At 33.3% G+C, this 18,065-nt stretch carries 21 protein-coding genes; 8 read left to right on the top strand and 13 right to left on the bottom strand.

The genetic code is table 11. From position 1 onward, the window contains the following. The coding region (gene ispH, locus SFT90_04545; GenBank protein ID MDX1949752.1) for a 4-hydroxy-3-methylbut-2-enyl diphosphate reductase at window positions 1-677 on the bottom strand (677 nt) is incomplete at its 3' end. A 530-nt stretch (window positions 678-1,207) separates the two neighbouring features. Here ispH and SFT90_04540 point away from each other — a divergent pair. The 6 genes from SFT90_04540 (at window position 1,208) to lpxI (ending at window position 5,016) form a co-directional block, all read left to right on the top strand. Then, window positions 1,208-1,432 carry a BolA/IbaG family iron-sulfur metabolism protein gene (locus SFT90_04540; protein ID MDX1949751.1) on the top strand — a complete coding sequence of 75 codons (225 nt, stop codon included), beginning with the start codon at window positions 1,208-1,210 and terminating at the stop codon, window positions 1,430-1,432. A gap of 9 nt (window positions 1,433-1,441) precedes the next feature. After that, complete coding sequence (gene grxD / locus SFT90_04535; GenBank protein ID MDX1949750.1) at window positions 1,442-1,789, top strand: Grx4 family monothiol glutaredoxin; 348 nt, start codon at window positions 1,442-1,444, stop codon at window positions 1,787-1,789. 2 nt (window positions 1,790-1,791) lie between these two features. Beyond that, window positions 1,792-2,760 carry a UDP-3-O-(3-hydroxymyristoyl)glucosamine N-acyltransferase gene (lpxD, locus tag SFT90_04530; protein ID MDX1949749.1) on the top strand — a complete coding sequence of 323 codons (969 nt, stop codon included), beginning with the start codon at window positions 1,792-1,794 and terminating at the stop codon, window positions 2,758-2,760. Window positions 2,761-2,835: 75 nt separating this feature from the next. Continuing rightward, window positions 2,836-3,270: a 3-hydroxyacyl-ACP dehydratase FabZ gene (fabZ, locus tag SFT90_04525; protein ID MDX1949748.1), complete on the top strand. Its 435-nt coding sequence runs from the start codon at window positions 2,836-2,838 to the stop codon at window positions 3,268-3,270. 16 nt (window positions 3,271-3,286) lie between these two features. Beyond that, entirely contained in the window at window positions 3,287-4,090 is an 804-nt protein-coding gene (gene lpxA / locus SFT90_04520; GenBank protein MDX1949747.1) for an acyl-ACP--UDP-N-acetylglucosamine O-acyltransferase, read from the top strand. A gap of 71 nt (window positions 4,091-4,161) precedes the next feature. Beyond that, window positions 4,162-5,016, top strand: coding sequence for a UDP-2,3-diacylglucosamine diphosphatase LpxI (lpxI, locus tag SFT90_04515; GenBank protein MDX1949746.1), 855 nt, complete (start codon window positions 4,162-4,164; stop codon window positions 5,014-5,016). Here lpxI and SFT90_04510 read toward each other — a convergent pair. The 11 genes from SFT90_04510 to rpsM form a co-directional block, all read right to left on the bottom strand. Then, a complete protein-coding gene (locus tag SFT90_04510) occupies window positions 5,009-5,833 on the bottom strand; it encodes a penicillin-insensitive murein endopeptidase (GenBank protein MDX1949745.1) in 825 nt (274 codons plus the stop codon). The two genes, lpxI and SFT90_04510, sit on opposite strands and share 8 nt — an antisense overlap. Window positions 5,834-5,844: 11 nt before the next feature. Further along, window positions 5,845-6,753, bottom strand: a complete 909-nt coding sequence (locus SFT90_04505) for a response regulator (GenBank protein ID MDX1949744.1) — start codon at window positions 6,751-6,753, stop codon at window positions 5,845-5,847. A 6-nt stretch (window positions 6,754-6,759) separates the two neighbouring features. Further along, window positions 6,760-8,292, bottom strand: coding sequence for a HAMP domain-containing sensor histidine kinase (locus SFT90_04500; GenBank protein ID MDX1949743.1), 1,533 nt, complete (start codon window positions 8,290-8,292; stop codon window positions 6,760-6,762). After that, window positions 8,292-9,074, bottom strand: a complete 783-nt coding sequence (locus SFT90_04495; protein ID MDX1949742.1) for a transporter substrate-binding domain-containing protein — start codon at window positions 9,072-9,074, stop codon at window positions 8,292-8,294. Before SFT90_04495 ends, SFT90_04500 begins: the two co-directional genes overlap by 1 nt. Before the next feature lie 90 nt (window positions 9,075-9,164). Further along, entirely contained in the window at window positions 9,165-11,027 is a 1,863-nt protein-coding gene (gene ftsH / locus SFT90_04490) for an ATP-dependent zinc metalloprotease FtsH (GenBank protein ID MDX1949741.1), read from the bottom strand. A gap of 67 nt (window positions 11,028-11,094) precedes the next feature. Beyond that, on the bottom strand, window positions 11,095-12,201 hold the full coding sequence (gene tilS, locus SFT90_04485; GenBank protein MDX1949740.1) for a tRNA lysidine(34) synthetase TilS: 1,107 nt from the start codon (window positions 12,199-12,201) through the stop codon (window positions 11,095-11,097). 75 nt (window positions 12,202-12,276) lie between these two features. Beyond that, window positions 12,277-12,831 carry a peptidoglycan-associated lipoprotein Pal gene (pal, locus tag SFT90_04480; protein ID MDX1949739.1) on the bottom strand — a complete coding sequence of 185 codons (555 nt, stop codon included), beginning with the start codon at window positions 12,829-12,831 and terminating at the stop codon, window positions 12,277-12,279. 221 nt (window positions 12,832-13,052) lie between these two features. Further along, entirely contained in the window at window positions 13,053-13,481 is a 429-nt protein-coding gene (rplQ, locus tag SFT90_04475; GenBank protein ID MDX1949738.1) for a 50S ribosomal protein L17, read from the bottom strand. Between the two features lie 65 nt (window positions 13,482-13,546). Next, window positions 13,547-14,566 carry a DNA-directed RNA polymerase subunit alpha gene (locus tag SFT90_04470; GenBank protein MDX1949737.1) on the bottom strand — a complete coding sequence of 340 codons (1,020 nt, stop codon included), beginning with the start codon at window positions 14,564-14,566 and terminating at the stop codon, window positions 13,547-13,549. Window positions 14,567-14,620: 54 nt separating this feature from the next. Further along, window positions 14,621-15,046 (bottom strand): 30S ribosomal protein S11, encoded by a 426-nt coding sequence (gene rpsK, locus SFT90_04465; protein ID MDX1949736.1) that lies wholly within the window; start codon window positions 15,044-15,046, stop codon window positions 14,621-14,623. Between the two features lie 30 nt (window positions 15,047-15,076). After that, window positions 15,077-15,460: a 30S ribosomal protein S13 gene (rpsM, locus tag SFT90_04460; GenBank protein MDX1949735.1), complete on the bottom strand. Its 384-nt coding sequence runs from the start codon at window positions 15,458-15,460 to the stop codon at window positions 15,077-15,079. Between the two features lie 169 nt (window positions 15,461-15,629). On the opposite strand from rpsM, the gene SFT90_04455 reads away from it, so the two are divergent. Both SFT90_04455 and SFT90_04450 read left to right on the top strand, forming a co-directional pair. Further along, the gene (locus SFT90_04455) at window positions 15,630-16,859 is read left to right on the top strand and encodes a DUF1704 domain-containing protein (protein MDX1949734.1); all 1,230 of its coding nucleotides are present in this window, start codon (window positions 15,630-15,632) and stop codon (window positions 16,857-16,859) included. Window positions 16,860-16,944: 85 nt separating this feature from the next. Beyond that, window positions 16,945-17,802 (top strand): phytochelatin synthase family protein, encoded by an 858-nt coding sequence (locus SFT90_04450; GenBank protein ID MDX1949733.1) that lies wholly within the window; start codon window positions 16,945-16,947, stop codon window positions 17,800-17,802. On the opposite strand, the gene SFT90_04445 is transcribed toward SFT90_04450, so the two are convergent. Beyond that, on the bottom strand, window positions 17,803-18,065 hold a 263-nt coding region (locus SFT90_04445), incomplete at its 5' end, for an adenylosuccinate synthetase (protein ID MDX1949732.1).

The following is an 18,065-nucleotide window of genomic DNA, read 5'->3' as shown; positions in this document are numbered from 1 at the left end:
CCCACCACCAGCATAACATCAACTTGTGGTGCAAGCATTGAAACTGCATCTTGCCGATTTTGCGTTGCATAGCAAATATCCTTAGTTTCAGGCCCTATTATATTTGGAAACCTTTCTTTAAGTTTATTTATAATCCCCCTTGTTTCAGAAATGCTAAGCGTTGTTTGCGTTACATAAGCTAAATTTCCGCCATCTTTAACTTGTATATTTTCAACATCGCTTTCTTTCTCAACTAATATTACACCATTTTTTACTCTTCCGGAAGTCCCCTCTACTTCAGGGTGATTTTTATGCCCGATAAGAATGATTTGCCTGCCTTCACGCTCGTTTCTAATTGCTTGATTATGAACTTTTGTAACCAGTGGGCAAGTTGCATCAAGAATAGGAAGGCTTCGGAATTTTGCTTCCATCTCAACTTTTTCAGAAACGCCATGGGCGGAAAATATAACCACTGAGCCTTCAGGAATTTCAGATATTTCCTTAACAAAAACCGCACCTTTAGCCTTAAGATTATCAACTACAAATTTGTTATGAACAATTTCGTGGCGAACATATACAGGTGAGCCATATTTTTCTATAGCCTTTTCAACGATTTCAATGGCTCTATCAACACCAGCACAAAACCCTCTCGGCTGAGCAAGAATAATAGTTTTTGAAGTTTGCGGATTGTTAATCATTAGTTATATTTCAAATTTTTAAGAAACAAAAATTTCCTCTATCCTTTTATAAGGGGGAGATGAAAATAGCTCCCTCTCCCGTTTACGGGGGAGGGTTGGGGTGGGGGCATCATTAGTTAATAGTTGATGGTTGTTGGTTGATAGGACTTCTTGCCCCCTCCTATCCTCCCCCCTGTAAACAGGGGGAGGGATTTTTTTATTTTTCCTCTCCCAAAGGGAGAGGGGGTAAATATATTTTCATACTTCAAATCTTGCAATTTTATAGTTTATAACTATTTTACAATCAAATTATTTAATCAATTCTGATTTTCCCCCTCTCCGCTTTTATAAGGGGGAGATGAAAATAGCTCCCTCTCCCGTTTACGGAGGAGGGTTGGGGTGGGGGCATCATTAGTTAATAGTTGATGGTTGTTGGTTGATAGGACTTCTTGCCCCCCTCCTATCCTCCCCCCGTAAACAGGGGGAGGGATTTTTTTTATTTTTCCCCTCCTAGATGGAGAGGGTATTTTTTTAATTACTAAATTTTTCTAATGCCTGCTGATAAAAATACATTGCACAATACACTTTCTGAGGCTTTTCCAGAAGCTGAAATATCCCTAAAATCTTTAACAGGTGATGATGACCATTGGGAGGTTACGATTGCAGATAAAGCCTTTTCTGGCATAAATAGAATTTCTCAGCATAGGCTGGTGCAAAATTCTATTAAGCACTTGAATATTCACGCAGTTTCTATTAAAACAAACCCTATTAATTAAGCAAATTTTATGACTAATAACCTCGCAGAAAATCAACCAGCTATTTTTCAATTTATCAAGCAACAACTTGATAATAATGATGTAGTGTTATTTATGAAAGGCACTCAGAAATTCCCAATGTGTGGGTTTTCAGGGGCAGTGGTTGCAATACTTAATAATCTTGGCGTTAAATTCAAAGATTTTAACATTTTAGAATCTGAGGAATTAAGGCAAGGCATTAAAGATTACGCTGATTGGCCAACCATTCCGCAATTATTTATCAAAGGTGAGTTTATTGGCGGTGCTGATATTACTAGAGAAATGTTTAATTCTGGAGAGTTGCAGGCATTACTCAAAGAAAAACAAATCATCGCATAATAATGGCGGATTCAAGATTTCATAAAAAAAATGGAGTTTTCAAGATTTCTCTCCTTGCAGAAATTTCAGGCTGTAGATTAGTTAATAATTCTAGTGAAGATATTATAATCTCTGATGTTTCAGCTCTTTCTATGGCAAAAGAGGGTGATATTACTTTTCTTCAAAATCCAAAATATGCTGATGAACTTACAAAAACAAAGGCTTCCGCTTGCATTTTAAGTGAGAAAAACATTTCAAAAGCCCCAACCAATATGGCTTTGCTTGTCTCAGAAAACCCTTATTATTCTTACGCAGTAATCGCCTCAAAATTTTATAATAAAGAAAATAAATTCTTAGATATTTCTGAACTTGCATTTGTTGAAAGCTCTGCAGATATTGGCGAAGGCACAACAATTAAAGCAGGTGTTTATATTGGTGAAGGCTGTAAAATTGGCAGAAATTGCACAATAAATTCTAATGTAAACATTACAAATGCAATAATTGGTGATAATGTGATTATTCACAATGGGACATCTATTGGCCAAGATGGCTTTGGCTATGCTTTTCATAATGGCAAGCACATAAAAGTTCCTCAACTAGGGCGAGTTCTTATTGAAAATGATGTTGAAATAGGTGCGAATACCACAATTGATAGGGGCGCAAACCCTGATACAATAATTGGTGAAGGCACTAAAATTGATAATCTTGTTCAAATTGGCCATAATGTGAAAATTGGCAAACATTGTATAATAGTTTCTCAAGTAGGAATTTCTGGCTCTACTGAAATTGGCGATTATGTTATTATTGGCGGTCAGGCTGGAATTGCAGGGCATCTTAAAATTGGTTCACAAGCTCAAATTGGTGCTCAAGCAGGAATTTCAAGAGATGTTGAACCAAAAGCTAAAGTTAGTGGCACACCTGCCGTTCCAGTGAATCAATATCACAGGCAAACAATTATTTTGGATAAACTAGCCAACCCAAAAAAAACTTAATTAACTAATTCAATTTTAGTTATTGTAAAATTTCTTATCAAGGTTAAATAAAATATAAACAGATAATAAAAGGTTATGTCATCAATTTCATTAGAGCAAATTAAAGAGCTTATCCCACATAGAGACCCAATTTTATTAGTTGATAGGGTTGAAGATGTAGTTGAGGGAGAATCCGCAACGGGCATTAAACTTGTTACGCCTAATGAGCCTGTTCTTGCGGGGCATTTTCCAAATCATCCAGTTTATCCGGGGGTTTATATCGTTGAGGCGATGGCTCAAACTTGTGCAATATTGGTTGCATATTCAGTTGCAGAAGCTAAGGGAAAAATTGTTTATTTTACTTCAATAGAAGAAGCAAAATTCAGAAAACCAGTTTTACCAAATGACACCCTAAACATTAAAGTTAAAAAACTTCAAAATCGTAAGAGTTTATGGAAGTTTGAATGTGCAGCCTATGTTGGTGAAACACTGGTTACTGAAGCTAAAATCTCAGCAATGATAATGCTATAATCTATTGTTATTCCTTATGAATAAAATCCACCCAACTGCAATAATTGGTGAGAATGTTAAACTTGGCAATAATGTTGAAATTGGTGCTTATGCGGTTATTTCAGGCAATGTAGAAATTGGCGATAATTGCAAAATTTATAATCACGCATCTATAACTTCCGCAGAAAACGGCAAAACTATAATAGGTTCAGGAAATAAATTTTTCCCCTTTTGCTCGGTTGGAATTATCCCGCAGGATCTCAAATTCCATAATGAAGAATCCCACACAATAATTGGTGATAATAATAGCTTTAGGGAACACACAACGATTCATAGTGGCACTAAAGGCGGTGGCGGAAAAACTATAATCGGTAGCAATAATTTATTTATGGTTGGCGTGCATATCGCACATGATTGTATAGTTGGAAGCAATACTATTCTTGCAAATAATGCAACACTTGCAGGCCATGTTATAGTTGAAGATTTCGCAATAATTGGGGGTTTATCAGCAATTCATCAATATGTTAGGGTTGGAACACACGCTATGGTTGGCGGAATGAGTGGTATTGAAAGTGATGTAATACCATTTGGAAATGCTTTTGGCGAAAGGGCTTCCCTTCAAGGATTGAATTTAGTTGGCTTGAAAAGAAGGAATTTCAATCGTGAAGCTATTATAAATATAAGAGAAGCGTTTGATGAAATTTTTGATAAAAATTCTGGCACAATAAATGAAAGGATAAAAATTTTATCAGAAAAATATCAAAATAATGCTGAAGTTATGCAGATAATAAACTTCATAAAAAACGCTGAAAACAGGGCTATATGCCAGCCTAGGAAGTAATTAATTGATTCGTTTTTTCGTTGCTTAAAATAAACGAAACAACGAATAAACGAAACAACGAAAAAGCGACTTTGGAAAAAATAGGTATCATATCTGGATCAGGCAGTTTGCCTTATGAAATTGCTGAAATCGCAAGCAAAAAGGGCATTGAAACTTTTTTTGTTTTTCTGAAAGGTTCAGCAGAAGAAACTCTAGAAAACCTCAAGAAAAATAAGAAAAAAACTAATATAAAATTTGCAATTGCTGAGAAAAATTTTATCTGGTCAAGCATTACAAATGTAGGAAAAATCTTAGATTTTTTTAGAGAAAATTCAGTGCAACATTTACTTCTAGCTGGCGGAATAAAACGCCCTCCCCTGCTCTCGCTAATTCCTGATTTAACAGGTGCAAAATTATTAAAACGATTAATCTCACTTAAAAATGCAGGTGATGATTCTGCTTTAAGAGAAATTATAAAATTTTTGGAAGAGCATAATTTTTCAGTGATAGGTGTTTCTGATATTGCCCCTGAGTTGCTTACAAAAAAAGGCTTTATTACTAAAAACAAACCAAATGAAAGGCAATTATTTGATATTCAAAAAGGCTTTGAAGTTGCAAAAACTCTTGGTAATTTAGATATTGGGCAAGCTGTTATTGTTCAAGATGGTGAGGTTCTTGGCGTTGAAGGTGCGGAAGGAACTTCTGAGCTTATAAAAAGATGTGCCAAACTTCAAAGAGGTGGAAAGGGTGCGATTTTGGTTAAGTCCTGCAAACCTTCGCAAGATAAAAGAGCAGATTTGCCATCTATAGGCATTAACACAATTTATTTATTGAAAGATTTGAAATTCTCTGGCGTTGCCTTAAGCGCAGAAGAATCAATTATTTTGGATTTTGAAACCACCAAGCACCAAGCAGAAAAAGATAATATTTTTATTTATTCTAGTTAACCTCTAAAATTTCATCTTTAAGGATTTCTTTGCAGCGATTTGGAAGCCTTTCCAAAATTTGTTCTTCTGTGAGTTTGGCCTCAGCTTCTTTTTTAGATTTTGGTTGTTTTGCCTCATCGCTAAACCACCAAGCAAGCTCAGAGCCACAGCCATCATTTTTTATTTCTTGCCCTTTTGAAATGCATTCCTCAGAATTTTTTGGACACTTCAAACGAATATGAAAATGCTCATTATGCCCCCACCAAGGGCGAATTTTCTTCTGCCAATCTTCATTCTTAAATTTTGAGCAATAATAATTTTTGATATTGTAATTAACAAAAATTCTATCCACTTTATCGTTTTGGGCAAAAAGTTTTAATATATCTTCCTGATTAGAGCCCCAAAAAGAACTTACTGATTTGCCCTTTTCATCTGCCATATTTAAGGGTTGCAGAGTTTTAATATCCTCAGAGGATAAATTTTGTTTAGCATCATAAAGAGTAAACCAAATATCGGCATCAAGCCCCGTTTGGTGCGAAGAATGAAGCATAAAAACTGGCCCACCATTTTTTTTGGAAATATCTGCGATAAGAAGCTCTTTACCCGTCATTTGTTTAACGCGGTAGCTATAATCTTCAAGCAACTCAACCATTTCAGGGTGGCCATAATTATGCCCTCTCTCTACTCTAGGAAGTTTATAATCTTGGCTATTCTTGCTTAACTCAGCAGAATAAAGCATACAGCCATTATTATGAGTTCCTATAGATTCAGATTGCCCTTCAGCTAAAGCATTTTGTGAAATTAAAAATGTAACTAAAATTAAGAAAAATATTTTCATAAGTAAGAATTTTATTTTTTTATAACTTTGCAACGAACAATATTACCACTTCCAAGATATTCCATTTCATCAAATGCATACATTTTAGTGATGGCGATACCCCTTCCGTTTGGATCGGTCATTCTGGTAGAATCAACTTCTAAATATTTTTTATAATCAAAACCAGTTCCGCAATCTTTAATTTTAATTTCTATAAATTCATTATTTGAATTTATATGAAGCTCAGCAAATTTTGATAAATTTTCTTGTGAATTGCATAATCTATCAATTTCATCACGCCATAATCCTTTTTCAAGAAGTTCTTTTTTTTGGCTGTAAGTTATTCCTAAATTTCCGTGTTCTATTGCATTCACGGTTAATTCATGAAGCCCAAATAAGCTTTTTTCAGCATCTGGCATAAAGCCCGAGGCTAAAATTGAGAGATTTCTTGCTTGCTCTAAATTTTGGAATTTGAAAACTGCACTTTCTAATAACCCTAAAGCTCTCTTTTGGCTTTCATATTCCGTCTTAAAATTTTTGAATTTATTATTATGCTCTAAAGCTGATTTTAATATAGATACTAAGAGTGTTTTAGAATAAGGTTTAGCAAGATAGTAAAAAACACCAGCTTCAATTCCCTCTCTTACTTGTTCAGGCGAGGTCGCTGCAGTTTGCATCACAACTGGTAAATCGGAAAATTTAGGGTTTTTTCTAATCTCATACATAAAAGTAATGCCATCCATAGCGGGCATCATTCTATCTAGAATTATTGCTGATACATCGGGGTTTTCAGCGAGCCTTTCAAGCCCTTCCAAGCCATTATGAGCCAAAATTGTTTGATAGCCTTCTTCAGTTAAATATTCCTGTAGAATATCCAAATTTAGTTCCTCATCATCAACGAGTAAAATTTTTTTGCTTTCAAGATTTTCTATATTTTCCATAAAAAATTATACCATATATTCTTCATTATTTACAGGAAGTGTAAATGTAAAAATTGCACCTTTGGTATCAGATCTATTTTCTGCCCAGATTTTACCATTATGTAATTTTATTATCTCTGAGCATATTGCAAGCCCAAGCCCAGTTCCACCTGCTCCCGTTTTAGTGTTTGAGCTTTGTGCGAATTTATCAAATATATATTCAAGTTCATTCTCAGGAATACCTTGACCATTATCAATAACACTAAAAAATAAATTTTCTGCGTTTGAATAAATGTTTATTTCAATTTCTGTTCCATTACTAGAATATTTAACTGCATTAGAAATGATATTCATAATAACTCTAAATATTTTTTCCCTATCTAAAAATATTTTTGGAATTTCTGAATAATTAGTTTTTATTTTTATTGCTTTTGATTTAATAAGAGATTCCAACTCATTCAAAACTTCATCTGCAATTTCACTAATTAAAATTTTATCAAGATAAAGATTTACTTTACCAGACTCGAGCTTGGATAAATCAAGCAATGAATTCACCAAATTTAGTAATCTATTAGCACTCGTGTTTATATTATTAAAATACTTTAGAAGTTTTGATGGCTCAATGTTTTCCGCCTTATCAATGCCCATTTGCGAGTAACTAATAATTGCATGCATTGGAGTTCTAAGTTCATGGCTCATATTTGCTAAAAATTCTGATTTAGCATTATTAGCTTTTATTGCTTCATCTCTACTTTTTACTATATGCTCTGTTTGCTCTTCAATTAATTGCTCAAGGCCATTTTTATATTCTTCTAACTCATAAGTTCTTTTTGCAACTTCAACTTCAAGATTTTCAGCATATTTTTCATTGGTTTCTTTGTAGATTTTTAGAGCATTATATAGGGATTCAATTTCATAAGAATCAGAGTTAATGCTTGGTAAAACAACCTTTTCACCCTGCCCTATAAAAGCAATTTTATTACTTAAAGAAGTTATAGGTATTAAAGTAATTTTAATAACTCTATAAATATAAATTATTAATAATAGAAAAAATAATGATGCAATTGTAAATATAGTAAGTAAAAAATTTTCTAAAAAATTAACTTGCTGAGAAAAATTTACATCTAAATCTAACTTAGCGATAATTTTTTCCTCACCTTTATAGTTGAATGTAATTTCCTTAACAAAGGTCCTATAGTTGGGGAATAATATATAATTTTTATCTGGCTCATCTGATGGGTGTTCACCAATTTCAGCTATTATATTTTTTCCGTCTTCATCGATTAATCTTATATGATCAATAAATTTATATTTACCATAACCATCAAGAATTTCATTGATTTGGATATTATCCAAATCCCAAATTGGTTTTGCTAAGGAATTTGTTAGATTGTTTATTAGATAATTTACTTTGAATTCAAAGTCTTCATTGAGTTTATCTTTTATGATTAATATTGATAGCGCTGAAATAGTTATAAAAATAATTATAAGACCAATTAAAACCAGAAGAGTGATTTTTCTGGCGAGTGTCGGCTTAGTATTTGAATCAATAGAAAGCATTACAACCCATATTTTTTATTTATATTTTTATATTCACCATTCTTAATTATCTTATCGGTATAGTCAGAGATTATCTTGGCTAACTTATTAGATTGTTCTTTTTTAGCGGGGCTAAATGCCACAAATAAATCTTGAGAAATTTTTTGATTTTTAACATTTTTTTCTGATTTAAAAACACCATCAATTTTATATTTTTTAAGAATATATTTCATTACATTCTCATCTTCTATAACCGCATCAATTCTACTCCTTTTTAATTTAACAAGATTTTGAAATTGAGGTTCATCACCATTTGCAACTTGAACTTTTGAAATATAATCAGAGTTTTTAAGTATATAATCGTCAAGCTCTTTATTACCATAGCTGTAGCCATTAATGACACCTATAGACATATTTTCTAAAGACTTTATTCCTTCATATTTCCAATCTTTATTTTTATCAGTTACATAAAATGCATTGACCATTTTTTGTTGAGGTGTTTTAGGAAAAATAAAATCAGGCGTATCAGGCTTAGACGCACCGAATACCGCATCTATTTTACCTAATCTAGCCTGCTCCACCGCCCTTGCCCAAGGCATTGTAATATACTTTACTTCAATATTATGCTCTTTTAAGGCTTGCCTTGCAATTTCAACTAATACGCCTTCATATTTTGAATTAGGAATACAATTATATGGACACCATTCATCAGCCGCAATAATTACTCTTTCAATTTTTTCTTCCGAATGAGAATTGATAGGAATTAAAAATAGAATAAATAAAATAAAAATTTTCTTAAGCATATAGTAGAAATAAGATTTTAACTATAGGTTGAATATTATAGAAAATTTTTCAAGAAAATTTTCTATAAACTAAGAAAATTCTTAAATATATTATGCAAAAGAGGTTTTTTTGATTTCCGCAGGGTTATTATCATTTGAGCCAAGCGTTGGCTTATTCAACTTGCCATCAAATAAATCTTGGATTTCTGGCCCTGTTAGAGTTTCATATTCCATAAGTGAATTAGCTAATTGATGAAGCTTTTCAATGTGTTCATTTAGCAATTTTTTTGCATATTCATAGGCTTCATTAACTAGAGATTTTACTTCATCATCAATTAAATTAAGTGTTTCCTCAGAAACTGCATCTTTTTTGCCAAGCGAATATCCTAAAAACGGGTTTTCATTATCATCGCCGTGAAATACTGGGCCAACTTTATCACTCATACCCCATTTTTTCACCATAGAACGCGCCATATTTGAGGCATATTGAATATCAGATGATGCACCGCTTGTAACTTTATCATAGCCAAAAATAAGCTCTTCAGCTACTCTGCCACCCATCGCCATAGCCATATCTGATTTCATTTTTTGGCGAGTAACCGAATATTTATCCTTCTCTGGCAGTCGCATAACCATTCCTAAAGCTCGCCCACGAGGGATAATTGTTGCCTTGTGTATTGGATCGCAACCGGGAGCATACATTCCAACAATAGCATGTCCTGCTTCGTGATAGGCGGTGAGTTTCTTCTCCTCATTATCCATTACCATTGATTTTCTTTCTGCACCCATCATAACTTTATCTTTGGCGTATTCTATCTCTCGCATTGTTATGAGTTTTTTATTTCTTCTAGCTGCAATAAGTGCGGCTTCGTTACATAAATTTGCCAAATCTGCACCAGAAAAACCTGGTGTTCCTCGAGCAATCGTCATTAAATTAACATCCGGTGCTACAGGGATTTTTTGAGTGTGTATTTTTAGAATTTGCTCCCTGCCGTTAATATCTGGCAATGGCACAACAACTTGCCTATCAAACCTTCCTGGGCGAAGTAAAGCTGGATCAAGCACATCAGGGCGGTTTGTAGCAGCAACGATTATTATTCCAGCAGTTGGCGAAAACCCGTCCATTTCAACTAAAAGCTGGTTTAGAGTTTGCTCTCGCTCATCATTTCCACCACCCATTCCAGCGCCTCTATGACGGCCTACTGCATCAATCTCGTCAATAAAAACGATGCAAGGTGCGTGCCTTCTTGCCTGATCAAACATATCACGAACACGGCTTGCACCAACACCAACAAACATTTCCACAAAATCAGAGCCTGAAATTGAGAAAAAAGGCACACCAGCCTCCCCAGCAATAGCCCTTGCAAGCAAGGTTTTGCCTGTTCCGGGGCTACCTGAAAGCAACACTCCTTTTGGAATTTTTCCACCAAGAGCTGTGAATTTTTGAGGATCTTTTAAGAACTCAACAATCTCCTGCACCTCCTCTTTCGCTTCGTCAATACCTGCAACATCTGCGAATTTAATAACGCCATCTTTTTCAGTAAGCATACGAGCTTTAGAGCGACCAAACCCAAACGCACCTCCACCTTTACCACCGCCCATTTGTTTCATCATTAAAAACCATAAACCCACTAAAAGCAAAATTGGAAAAGCAGAAGCAAGCAAACTCATTAGAAATCCGCCTGAACTATCTTGCGGACGAGCATCAATGACAACTCCCGCAACTTGAAGTTTTTCAGCTAAACTTGGATAATTAGGGGAGTATGTTGTAAAGCTTGTTCCATCAGAAAATTTGCCACTAATAAAATTATCCTGAATGCGAACAGATTGAACATTTCCCTTTTCAACGCTTGAGATAAAATCAGAAAAATTAAGCGTTGACATTGTGCTTTCTTGATTCATTTGATCATAAAAAAAGCCAAGCGAAACAATTATTATAATCCATAGTAAAATATTTTTTCCAAAATTATTCATATTCTAGGGGGTTAGGTATGGGAGTTATATTAATATCTAAATGGGGTATAAAAGATAAAATTTCAATCTATTTATTAAAATAATTATTATCTAGTGTTCTTAATAATTTGTAATGAATGTTTTTAAGTTTTGGATTTTTTTTCTTAAATTCATCTAAATTTTTTTTACCAATAGGAGTAAATGAACTTATTTTTGAAAGCTCAGGGAAAAAATAAATTTTATCATTTTCCAGCATAATTTCACAAAAATTATAAGTCATAGAAAAATTTTTCTTAATGCAAATTTTTAAGTAAATATTTTTTATTGAATCAAAACGCAATTCATTATTTTCAATTATATTTTCCTTAGTTTTTCTGATGTTTTGGGATATTTCTAAAAGAATTTTTTTTATAATTCTAAAGGCAATTTCGCTGTGTAAATTTATAAAATCATTTAAGGAAATTTCATAAATATTATCAAAAATATTTTTGCATAATTTTTTGAAAAAATTTTCAGTTTCAATTTCTATAAAATCATTGGCTCTTGAAATATTTTCAATCACTGAGTTAATTCTATTAGAAAGTAAGTCATAATCAGAAATGTCTTGCAAAGCTGTTCTAATCTTGTTTCTAGTGAATTTCTGATTCTGGTTAGATGAGTCCTCAAACCATTTAATTTTATTTTCAATCAAGAAATTTTTTAGATCATTTTTAGAATAATTTAGAAGTGGGCGAATGAAATTTATTCCATTAATTGAAGATTTTTCTTTAATTGCAGAAAGCCCTTGCAAGCCCGAACCACGCTCAAGCCTCATTAAGAAAGTTTCAACATTATCATCTTTATGATGTGCCAGAAAAACATTTTTTATATTATTTTCTTTGCAATATTTTGTAATAAGGTTGTAGCGAAGATTTCTGAGAGATTCCTCACTTATAGTTGATGGTTGATGGTTGATAGTTAATGGAGTTAGAACAACAGCGTTTACATCATTTTTTTCTAAGTATTTTTTTACTTCATTGGCCTCCTTAGTTGATTCTCTGCGGAATTTGTGATCAACAATAAGTGCAGTAAATTTTAATTTTGGAAATTGCTTTTTGACTAAAAAAGCTAAAGCCATACTATCTAAGCCGCCAGAAACAGCGATTGCAAAATTTTTAATATTAGTAAAATAATTTTTAGAAATTTTTACTTCCATATAATTTTACTTTAACAAATAAAAAGCCCCGCCGAAATTTCTTAGGGCGGGGCTAAAAATTAGATTGTTTAACTTTTAGTTTACAACCGTAACGCCTCTACGATTTTTAGACCAAGAAGCCTCTGTAGAACCAAGGAATTCAGGGAATTCTTTACCATAAGAGATAGTATTAACTCTAGCAGGGTTCACACCACGATTTACTAGGAAATCCTTGACTGCATTTGCCCTTCTTTCACCAAGTGCAATATTATATTCACGTGTTCCACGCTCATCGCAATGTCCTTCAATAGTAACATTTACATTCTGGTTTTGAGTTAACCAATTAGCTTGACGAGATAATGTCGCTTGAGCATCAGAAGATAAAGATGAACTATCAGTTGCGAAGAAAACTCTATCACCTGCAACCGCAATTAACTCTTCCTGGCTTGCAACATTTAAGCCTTGTTGAGCTGAAGCATCAGTGCTAGCGTTATCAAGAGGAACTATATTGCTAGAATCAACATTCTGAGAGTTTAATAATGCACCATCTTCATAAGTTGCATCGGGATTTGGCTTATCTTTTTTGAACCAAGAGCAAGAAGTAGTTGAAATTGATAAAGCTAGGATAGCAAGAGTAAGTATATTTTTCATGGTAATTGCCTTTTTGTTTAGAATTTTAATATAATTTGCTTACGCAATGGTTAGTTTGATATAAACAAATTTTTATTTTGCAAGCTATAAATCATTTTATAAATTAAAAATCAAATATTTTTTTAATATTTTTGCAACACATGCTTTTGTTATGTTATATTAAAAAATAAAAAGCCAACCTACATGGTTGGCTTTAATTTTATCAAATGGAGTAATTTATATTAGGCAACTTTAGAAAGTTCCGCTCTTTCAGCTTCAACCCTTTCAATGTCCGCTTTACCTTTTGCTAGAATATTTCTATCGACAAGTTCTATTATCGCCATCGGGCAAGAATCACCTTGTCTAAAGCCGAATTTAATAACTCTAGTATAACCACCTTTACGAGTTTTATATCTCTCAGCAACTTCAGAAAAAAGTTTTTTAACTGCTGTTTCTTTTTTAAGAACTGAAAAAGCTCTTTTTTTAGCAGCTAGATCACCTTGTTTACCTAGAGTGATTAACTTCTCAACATAAGATTTAAGAGCTTTTGCCTTCACTAAACCTGTTTTAATTTGCTCATGCTCAATAAGCGAGCAAGCTAAATTTGAAAGAGTAGAATCCCTATGCCCTTCCTTTCTATTTAATTTTTTTTGTTTAATTCTGTGTTTCATAAAAATATATTATTCAAAATTTTAAGCCTGCATAGCAATTTTATCTAAAAAAGCAAGATTAATAATTAGTTCTTGAAAGGGTCTTCATATTTCTTAGCAAGATCATCAATGTTCTCAGGTGGCCAACCGAAAACTTCCATACCAAATCTCAAGCCCATTTCTGATAGAACTTCCTTAATTTCATTAAGTGATTTGCGACCAAAATTAGGAGTTCTTAACATCTCACCTTCAGTTTTACGAACTAAATCACCAATATAAACGATATTCTCATTTTTGAGGCAGTTTGCAGAGCGAACTGAAAGCTCAAGCTCATCAACTTTCTTAAGAAGGTTTTTGTTAAATGGAAGCTCATCTCTAACTTCTTTGATTTCTTCAACTTCTTGGAAGTTAATGAATACCTGAAGTTGATCCTGAATAATTTTTGCAGTAAATGCAATTGCATCCTCTGGCTTAACTGCCCCATTAGTTTCAACAGTGAGAATTAATCTATCATAATCTGTAACTTGACCAACACGAGTTTCTTCAACTTTATAAGAAACTTTCTGAACAGGGCTAAACAATGCATCAATAGGAATAACGCCAATGGAAGCTTCTTTAGGCTTATTTTGATTTGCTGGAATGTAACCTTTGCCAGTTTCAACAACTAAATCCATGTCAAGTGAAGCACCTGCATCTAGGTGGCAAATTACCAAATCTTTATTTACTATATTAACTTCATTTGTTTCAGTAATCATACCCGCAGTAACCGCACAAGGGCCAACAGCTTTAAGTTTAAGAGTTCTTTTATCATTGGCATGTGATATAATATTCAATGACTTAATATTAAGTATAATATCAACAACATCTTCTTTAACGCCTGAGATTGATGAGAATTCGTGAAGAACGCCATCAATTTTAATAGCCGTAACAGCCGCACCTTGTAAAGATGAAAGTAAAACCCTGCGTAATGCGTTACCAAGTGTTAAACCAAAACCTCTTTCTAAAGGCTCAATAACTATAACTGCTTTTTTGTTTGTTTGCTCTTTGAAATTAACTTTAGATGGTTTAATTAGCTCTCTCCAGTTTTTAGATATTAATGCAGACATTTATAACTCCAGTTAGTTTCTAAGTATTATTGAAAATGAAATTTTGAGATAAGATTATACTCTTCTTCTCTTAGGGGCTCTACAGCCATTGTGAGGAACACCAGTTATGTCCTTGATAGAATTAACATTAAAGCCACATGATTGTAACGCTCTTAATGCTGATTCCCTACCTGCACCAACGCCCTTTATAAGAACATCAACCGTTATTAAGCCGAACTCTTGAGCTTGTTTGGCAGCTTTTTCAGTTGCAACTTGAGCGGCATAAGGTGTTGATTTTCTTGAGCCTTTGAAGCCACAAGCACCAGATGTTGACCAAGCTATTGCATTACCAGTTTGGTCAGTAATTGTAACAATAGTGTTGTTAAATGAGGCATTAATGTGAACTACACCCCTAGATACATTCTTTTTAACCTTCTTTTTAGCTGGCTTAGCGGCTGAATTTTTGGTTTCTTTTTCTTGAGTTTGCGTTTTAGTATTCATATTAATATAAAAATGAAATTAGATTATTTATTATTTCTTAGCATTAATTTGCTTTTTACCAGCAACTGGGATAGCTTTACCCTTCCTTGTTCTAGCATTAGTATGAGTTCTTTGACCTCTAACAGGCAATCTTTTCCTGTGTCTAACGCCTCTATAGCACGCCATATCAACTAACCGCTTGATATTACTTGAAACTTCCCTTCTAAGATCACCCTCAACAACGAAATTAGCGTCAATATACTCACGAATAGCAATTATTTCTTGCTCAGTAAGATCTTTAACCCTTTTATCAGGAGATATTTTGGTAACTTTGCAAATTTCAGTTGCACGAGTTGGCCCAACGCCAAATAAATAACGCAATGAAATTTCTAACCTTTTGTTTGTTGGTAAATTAACGCCCGCAATCCTTGCCATAAATAGATTTCCTTTGAATTTTGAAAATAATTTTAGATATAAAATAGGTGCGGAATATATATTGCGTAATCCCTATGTCAACTATTATTATAAATTTTTTTAATGAATATTTATAGACTATTAAGTATAAAACTCCTAGAACCTAGAACATAGAACCTAACACCCTATCATGAAGTTAGAAAAATTAATAGAATACAATGATTTATATAGGAGTTTTGCCAGAAGCATTTCTGTGCTTGGCACATTAAATTGGCCAGATGATGCAAAGGCGGTATTTCTTGAATCTTACGAGAAGGGCAACCCTATATTGCCTGAATTTGAATATCCAAAAATTGAATACTCAGATAAGAAAGAAAAGCTGAAATATATATTAAATGGTTTAGCTGGTGAAACTTCCATAGAAGCGAATTTTCTGAAAAGCAATACTGAGAGCTATATTTATGCAATAGCTATGATGCAAGGCGTTGGCACAAAAATTGTAAATGAAATATCACAAGTTTTATATGGCAGCCCATATGACAAATTACCTAATTATAACTTAACAAGCGTTGAGGCCGCAAAATTTTTCCTTAATGTTGAAAGTAAATTCAAAAGTGAAGCAGTAATTGAAAATGATGAAAATGAAATAACTTCAGAACAACTAAAGGAATATCTAGAAAATAATATTAATAGAGTGTTTGAAAGGGGCGATATCAAAGTTGAAATTGATACTAAAATGGCTTCAAGAGCTTCCGTTACCTCAAGAAAGGTTAGAGTTAGAGCCAATACTATTTTCAAAAAATATGAGGCAAAGCAACTTCTCAACCATGAAGTTTTCACGCACGCTTTGTGTTCCATAAATGGCATCAATCAGAAATATATGTATGCAATGGAGTTCACTTCGCCTAGGATTACCGCCACACAGGAAGGCCTTGCTCAGTTTTCAGAGCTTATAACTGGCTCAATACACCTAAATAGATTAAAAAGAATCGCACAGAGAATAATTGCACTTGATAAAGCTATTAATGGTGCGGATTTTCTTGATATTTTCAAATTTTTTATAGAGAATGGGGATACAAACGAAGAAGCCTACATGTCTGCGATGAGAATTTTTAGAGGTGGCAAACCCAAGGGAGGAATAGTTTTTTTCAAAGATGGTGTTTATATAAAAGGAATGCTTGAGGTTTTTAGCTTTTTTATGAATTCTATGGAAGAAAATAAATTAAACAATTTGAAGGTTTTATTTTCTGGAAAAATGACAATTTCCGATGTTGAAGATATGAATTATTTAATGTCGCAAGGGCTTGTTAATCCGCCGAAATATATTCCAGTTTGGTTTGATAACATTCATAATTTAGCTGCTATATTAGCTTTTATGCAATTCGCAACAAATTTGAATTTTAATACAAGTGGTGTTTAGCTGTTAGTATTTGGTCTTTAGCGGCGGAATAAAGCTAAAAACCAACAACTAACCTCTAAAAAACCAACAACTAACACCTTAATTTATGTCTATTTGGCAGAAAATATCTGAAAATTTCAAATCTAAAAATCCTGAAATTATAGAAAAGGCAATAAAGGAGAACACCCAATACGCCAGTTTTTTAGAAGGAAAATTCGCAAAGAATTTAGTTGTGGTAACACCTTGGAATTCAGAAAAAGGCAAAAGAATGTTGCTAGAATCTGATTATAATAATTCCTTTTTTCATCTTGCACATACATTTCAAAGTATGGCAAACCCTTTTTATGGTAGTGTTGCCTCAATGGTAAATGTTCTAAATGCACTAAGGCTTGATAAAGGAATTGTACCAGATAGCAACGAGCGAATATTCAAACTTTTTGATAGAAACACTGGTGAAATTAGAGAGTTTTCATTCAATATTTATACGCAAAATTCTTTACTAGATGATGAAACTGATTTGGTAAAGCATCGTGAAAAAATTCTTCCTAAAATTAAAGATGAAGTTGCCTATGTTGATTTTGATGAGTTCAATCCGGGTTTAAGCCTAATGCAGATGAAAAGAATTCTTGAGATATATAAATGCTCGGTTGATATTTTTTATGCTCATAATGATGTAAATAATGGCGTTGCGGATTTTATTTCCCACTTAAAAGATGCTCTTTCGTCTGATAAAAAATTCATTATTGCAAATTTTTATGGTGAGATAATTGGGCTTCATCAAGCAGGTCACTTTTCAACGATTGCAGCTTTCCACGAGCCAACTTGGAGCGTTTTAGTGCTAGATACCGCATCTCACAAACACCCTTGGTATTGGGTTTCAGTTGATCAATTATATCACGCAATGAACACCGAAGCTAGAGAGGGAAACAAAAGAGGTTATTTAGTTGTAAGTGATAAACTCTAATCAAAATATTTTTTCCAATAAAATAGTATCTTCTCTTTCTGGAGAGGTTGAGATTGCTGAAATTTTAACCCCTATTAACTCTTCCAATTTTTTAATATAAGTGATAGCATTTTTGGGAAGATTTTCTAAATTTCTAACATTTGCAGTGGTTTCACTCTTCCAACCTTTCATCTCTATATATTTAGCCTTTGCTTTGGCTTGAAGCTCCGGAAGTGCTGGAAGATAATCATACTCCCTGCCTTCAATTTCATAAGCGTAACAAA

Source organism: Rickettsiales bacterium (assembly GCA_033762595.1).
Classification (GTDB): domain Bacteria; phylum Pseudomonadota; class Alphaproteobacteria; order Rickettsiales; family UBA8987; genus JANPLD01.
The sequence above is the reverse complement of the archived record's forward strand: the minus strand, read 5'-3'. Positions and strand labels throughout refer to the sequence as shown.

Bases quoted from the DNA above. Each gene is read 5' to 3' on its own strand.
- SFT90_04540 (MDX1949751.1), top strand. From the start codon at position 1,208: ATGCCTGCTGATAAAAATACATTGCACAATACACTTTCTGAGGCTTTT.
- grxD (MDX1949750.1), top strand. From the start codon at position 1,442: ATGACTAATAACCTCGCAGAAAATCAACCAGCTATTTTTCAATTTATC.
- lpxD (MDX1949749.1), top strand. From the start codon at position 1,792: ATGGCGGATTCAAGATTTCATAAAAAAAATGGAGTTTTCAAGATTTCT.
- fabZ (MDX1949748.1), top strand. From the start codon at position 2,836: ATGTCATCAATTTCATTAGAGCAAATTAAAGAGCTTATCCCACATAGA.
- lpxA (MDX1949747.1), top strand. From the start codon at position 3,287: ATGAATAAAATCCACCCAACTGCAATAATTGGTGAGAATGTTAAACTT.
- SFT90_04510 (MDX1949745.1), bottom strand. From the start codon at position 5,833: ATGAAAATATTTTTCTTAATTTTAGTTACATTTTTAATTTCACAAAAT.
- SFT90_04505 (MDX1949744.1), bottom strand. From the start codon at position 6,753: ATGGAAAATATAGAAAATCTTGAAAGCAAAAAAATTTTACTCGTTGAT.
- SFT90_04500 (MDX1949743.1), bottom strand. From the start codon at position 8,292: ATGCTTTCTATTGATTCAAATACTAAGCCGACACTCGCCAGAAAAATC.
- SFT90_04495 (MDX1949742.1), bottom strand. From the start codon at position 9,074: ATGCTTAAGAAAATTTTTATTTTATTTATTCTATTTTTAATTCCTATC.
- ftsH (MDX1949741.1), bottom strand. From the start codon at position 11,027: ATGAATAATTTTGGAAAAAATATTTTACTATGGATTATAATAATTGTT.
- tilS (MDX1949740.1), bottom strand. From the start codon at position 12,201: ATGGAAGTAAAAATTTCTAAAAATTATTTTACTAATATTAAAAATTTT.
- pal (MDX1949739.1), bottom strand. From the start codon at position 12,831: ATGAAAAATATACTTACTCTTGCTATCCTAGCTTTATCAATTTCAACT.
- rplQ (MDX1949738.1), bottom strand. From the start codon at position 13,481: ATGAAACACAGAATTAAACAAAAAAAATTAAATAGAAAGGAAGGGCAT.
- SFT90_04470 (MDX1949737.1), bottom strand. From the start codon at position 14,566: ATGTCTGCATTAATATCTAAAAACTGGAGAGAGCTAATTAAACCATCT.
- rpsK (MDX1949736.1), bottom strand. From the start codon at position 15,046: ATGAATACTAAAACGCAAACTCAAGAAAAAGAAACCAAAAATTCAGCC.
- rpsM (MDX1949735.1), bottom strand. From the start codon at position 15,460: ATGGCAAGGATTGCGGGCGTTAATTTACCAACAAACAAAAGGTTAGAA.
- SFT90_04455 (MDX1949734.1), top strand. From the start codon at position 15,630: ATGAAGTTAGAAAAATTAATAGAATACAATGATTTATATAGGAGTTTT.
- SFT90_04450 (MDX1949733.1), top strand. From the start codon at position 16,945: ATGTCTATTTGGCAGAAAATATCTGAAAATTTCAAATCTAAAAATCCT.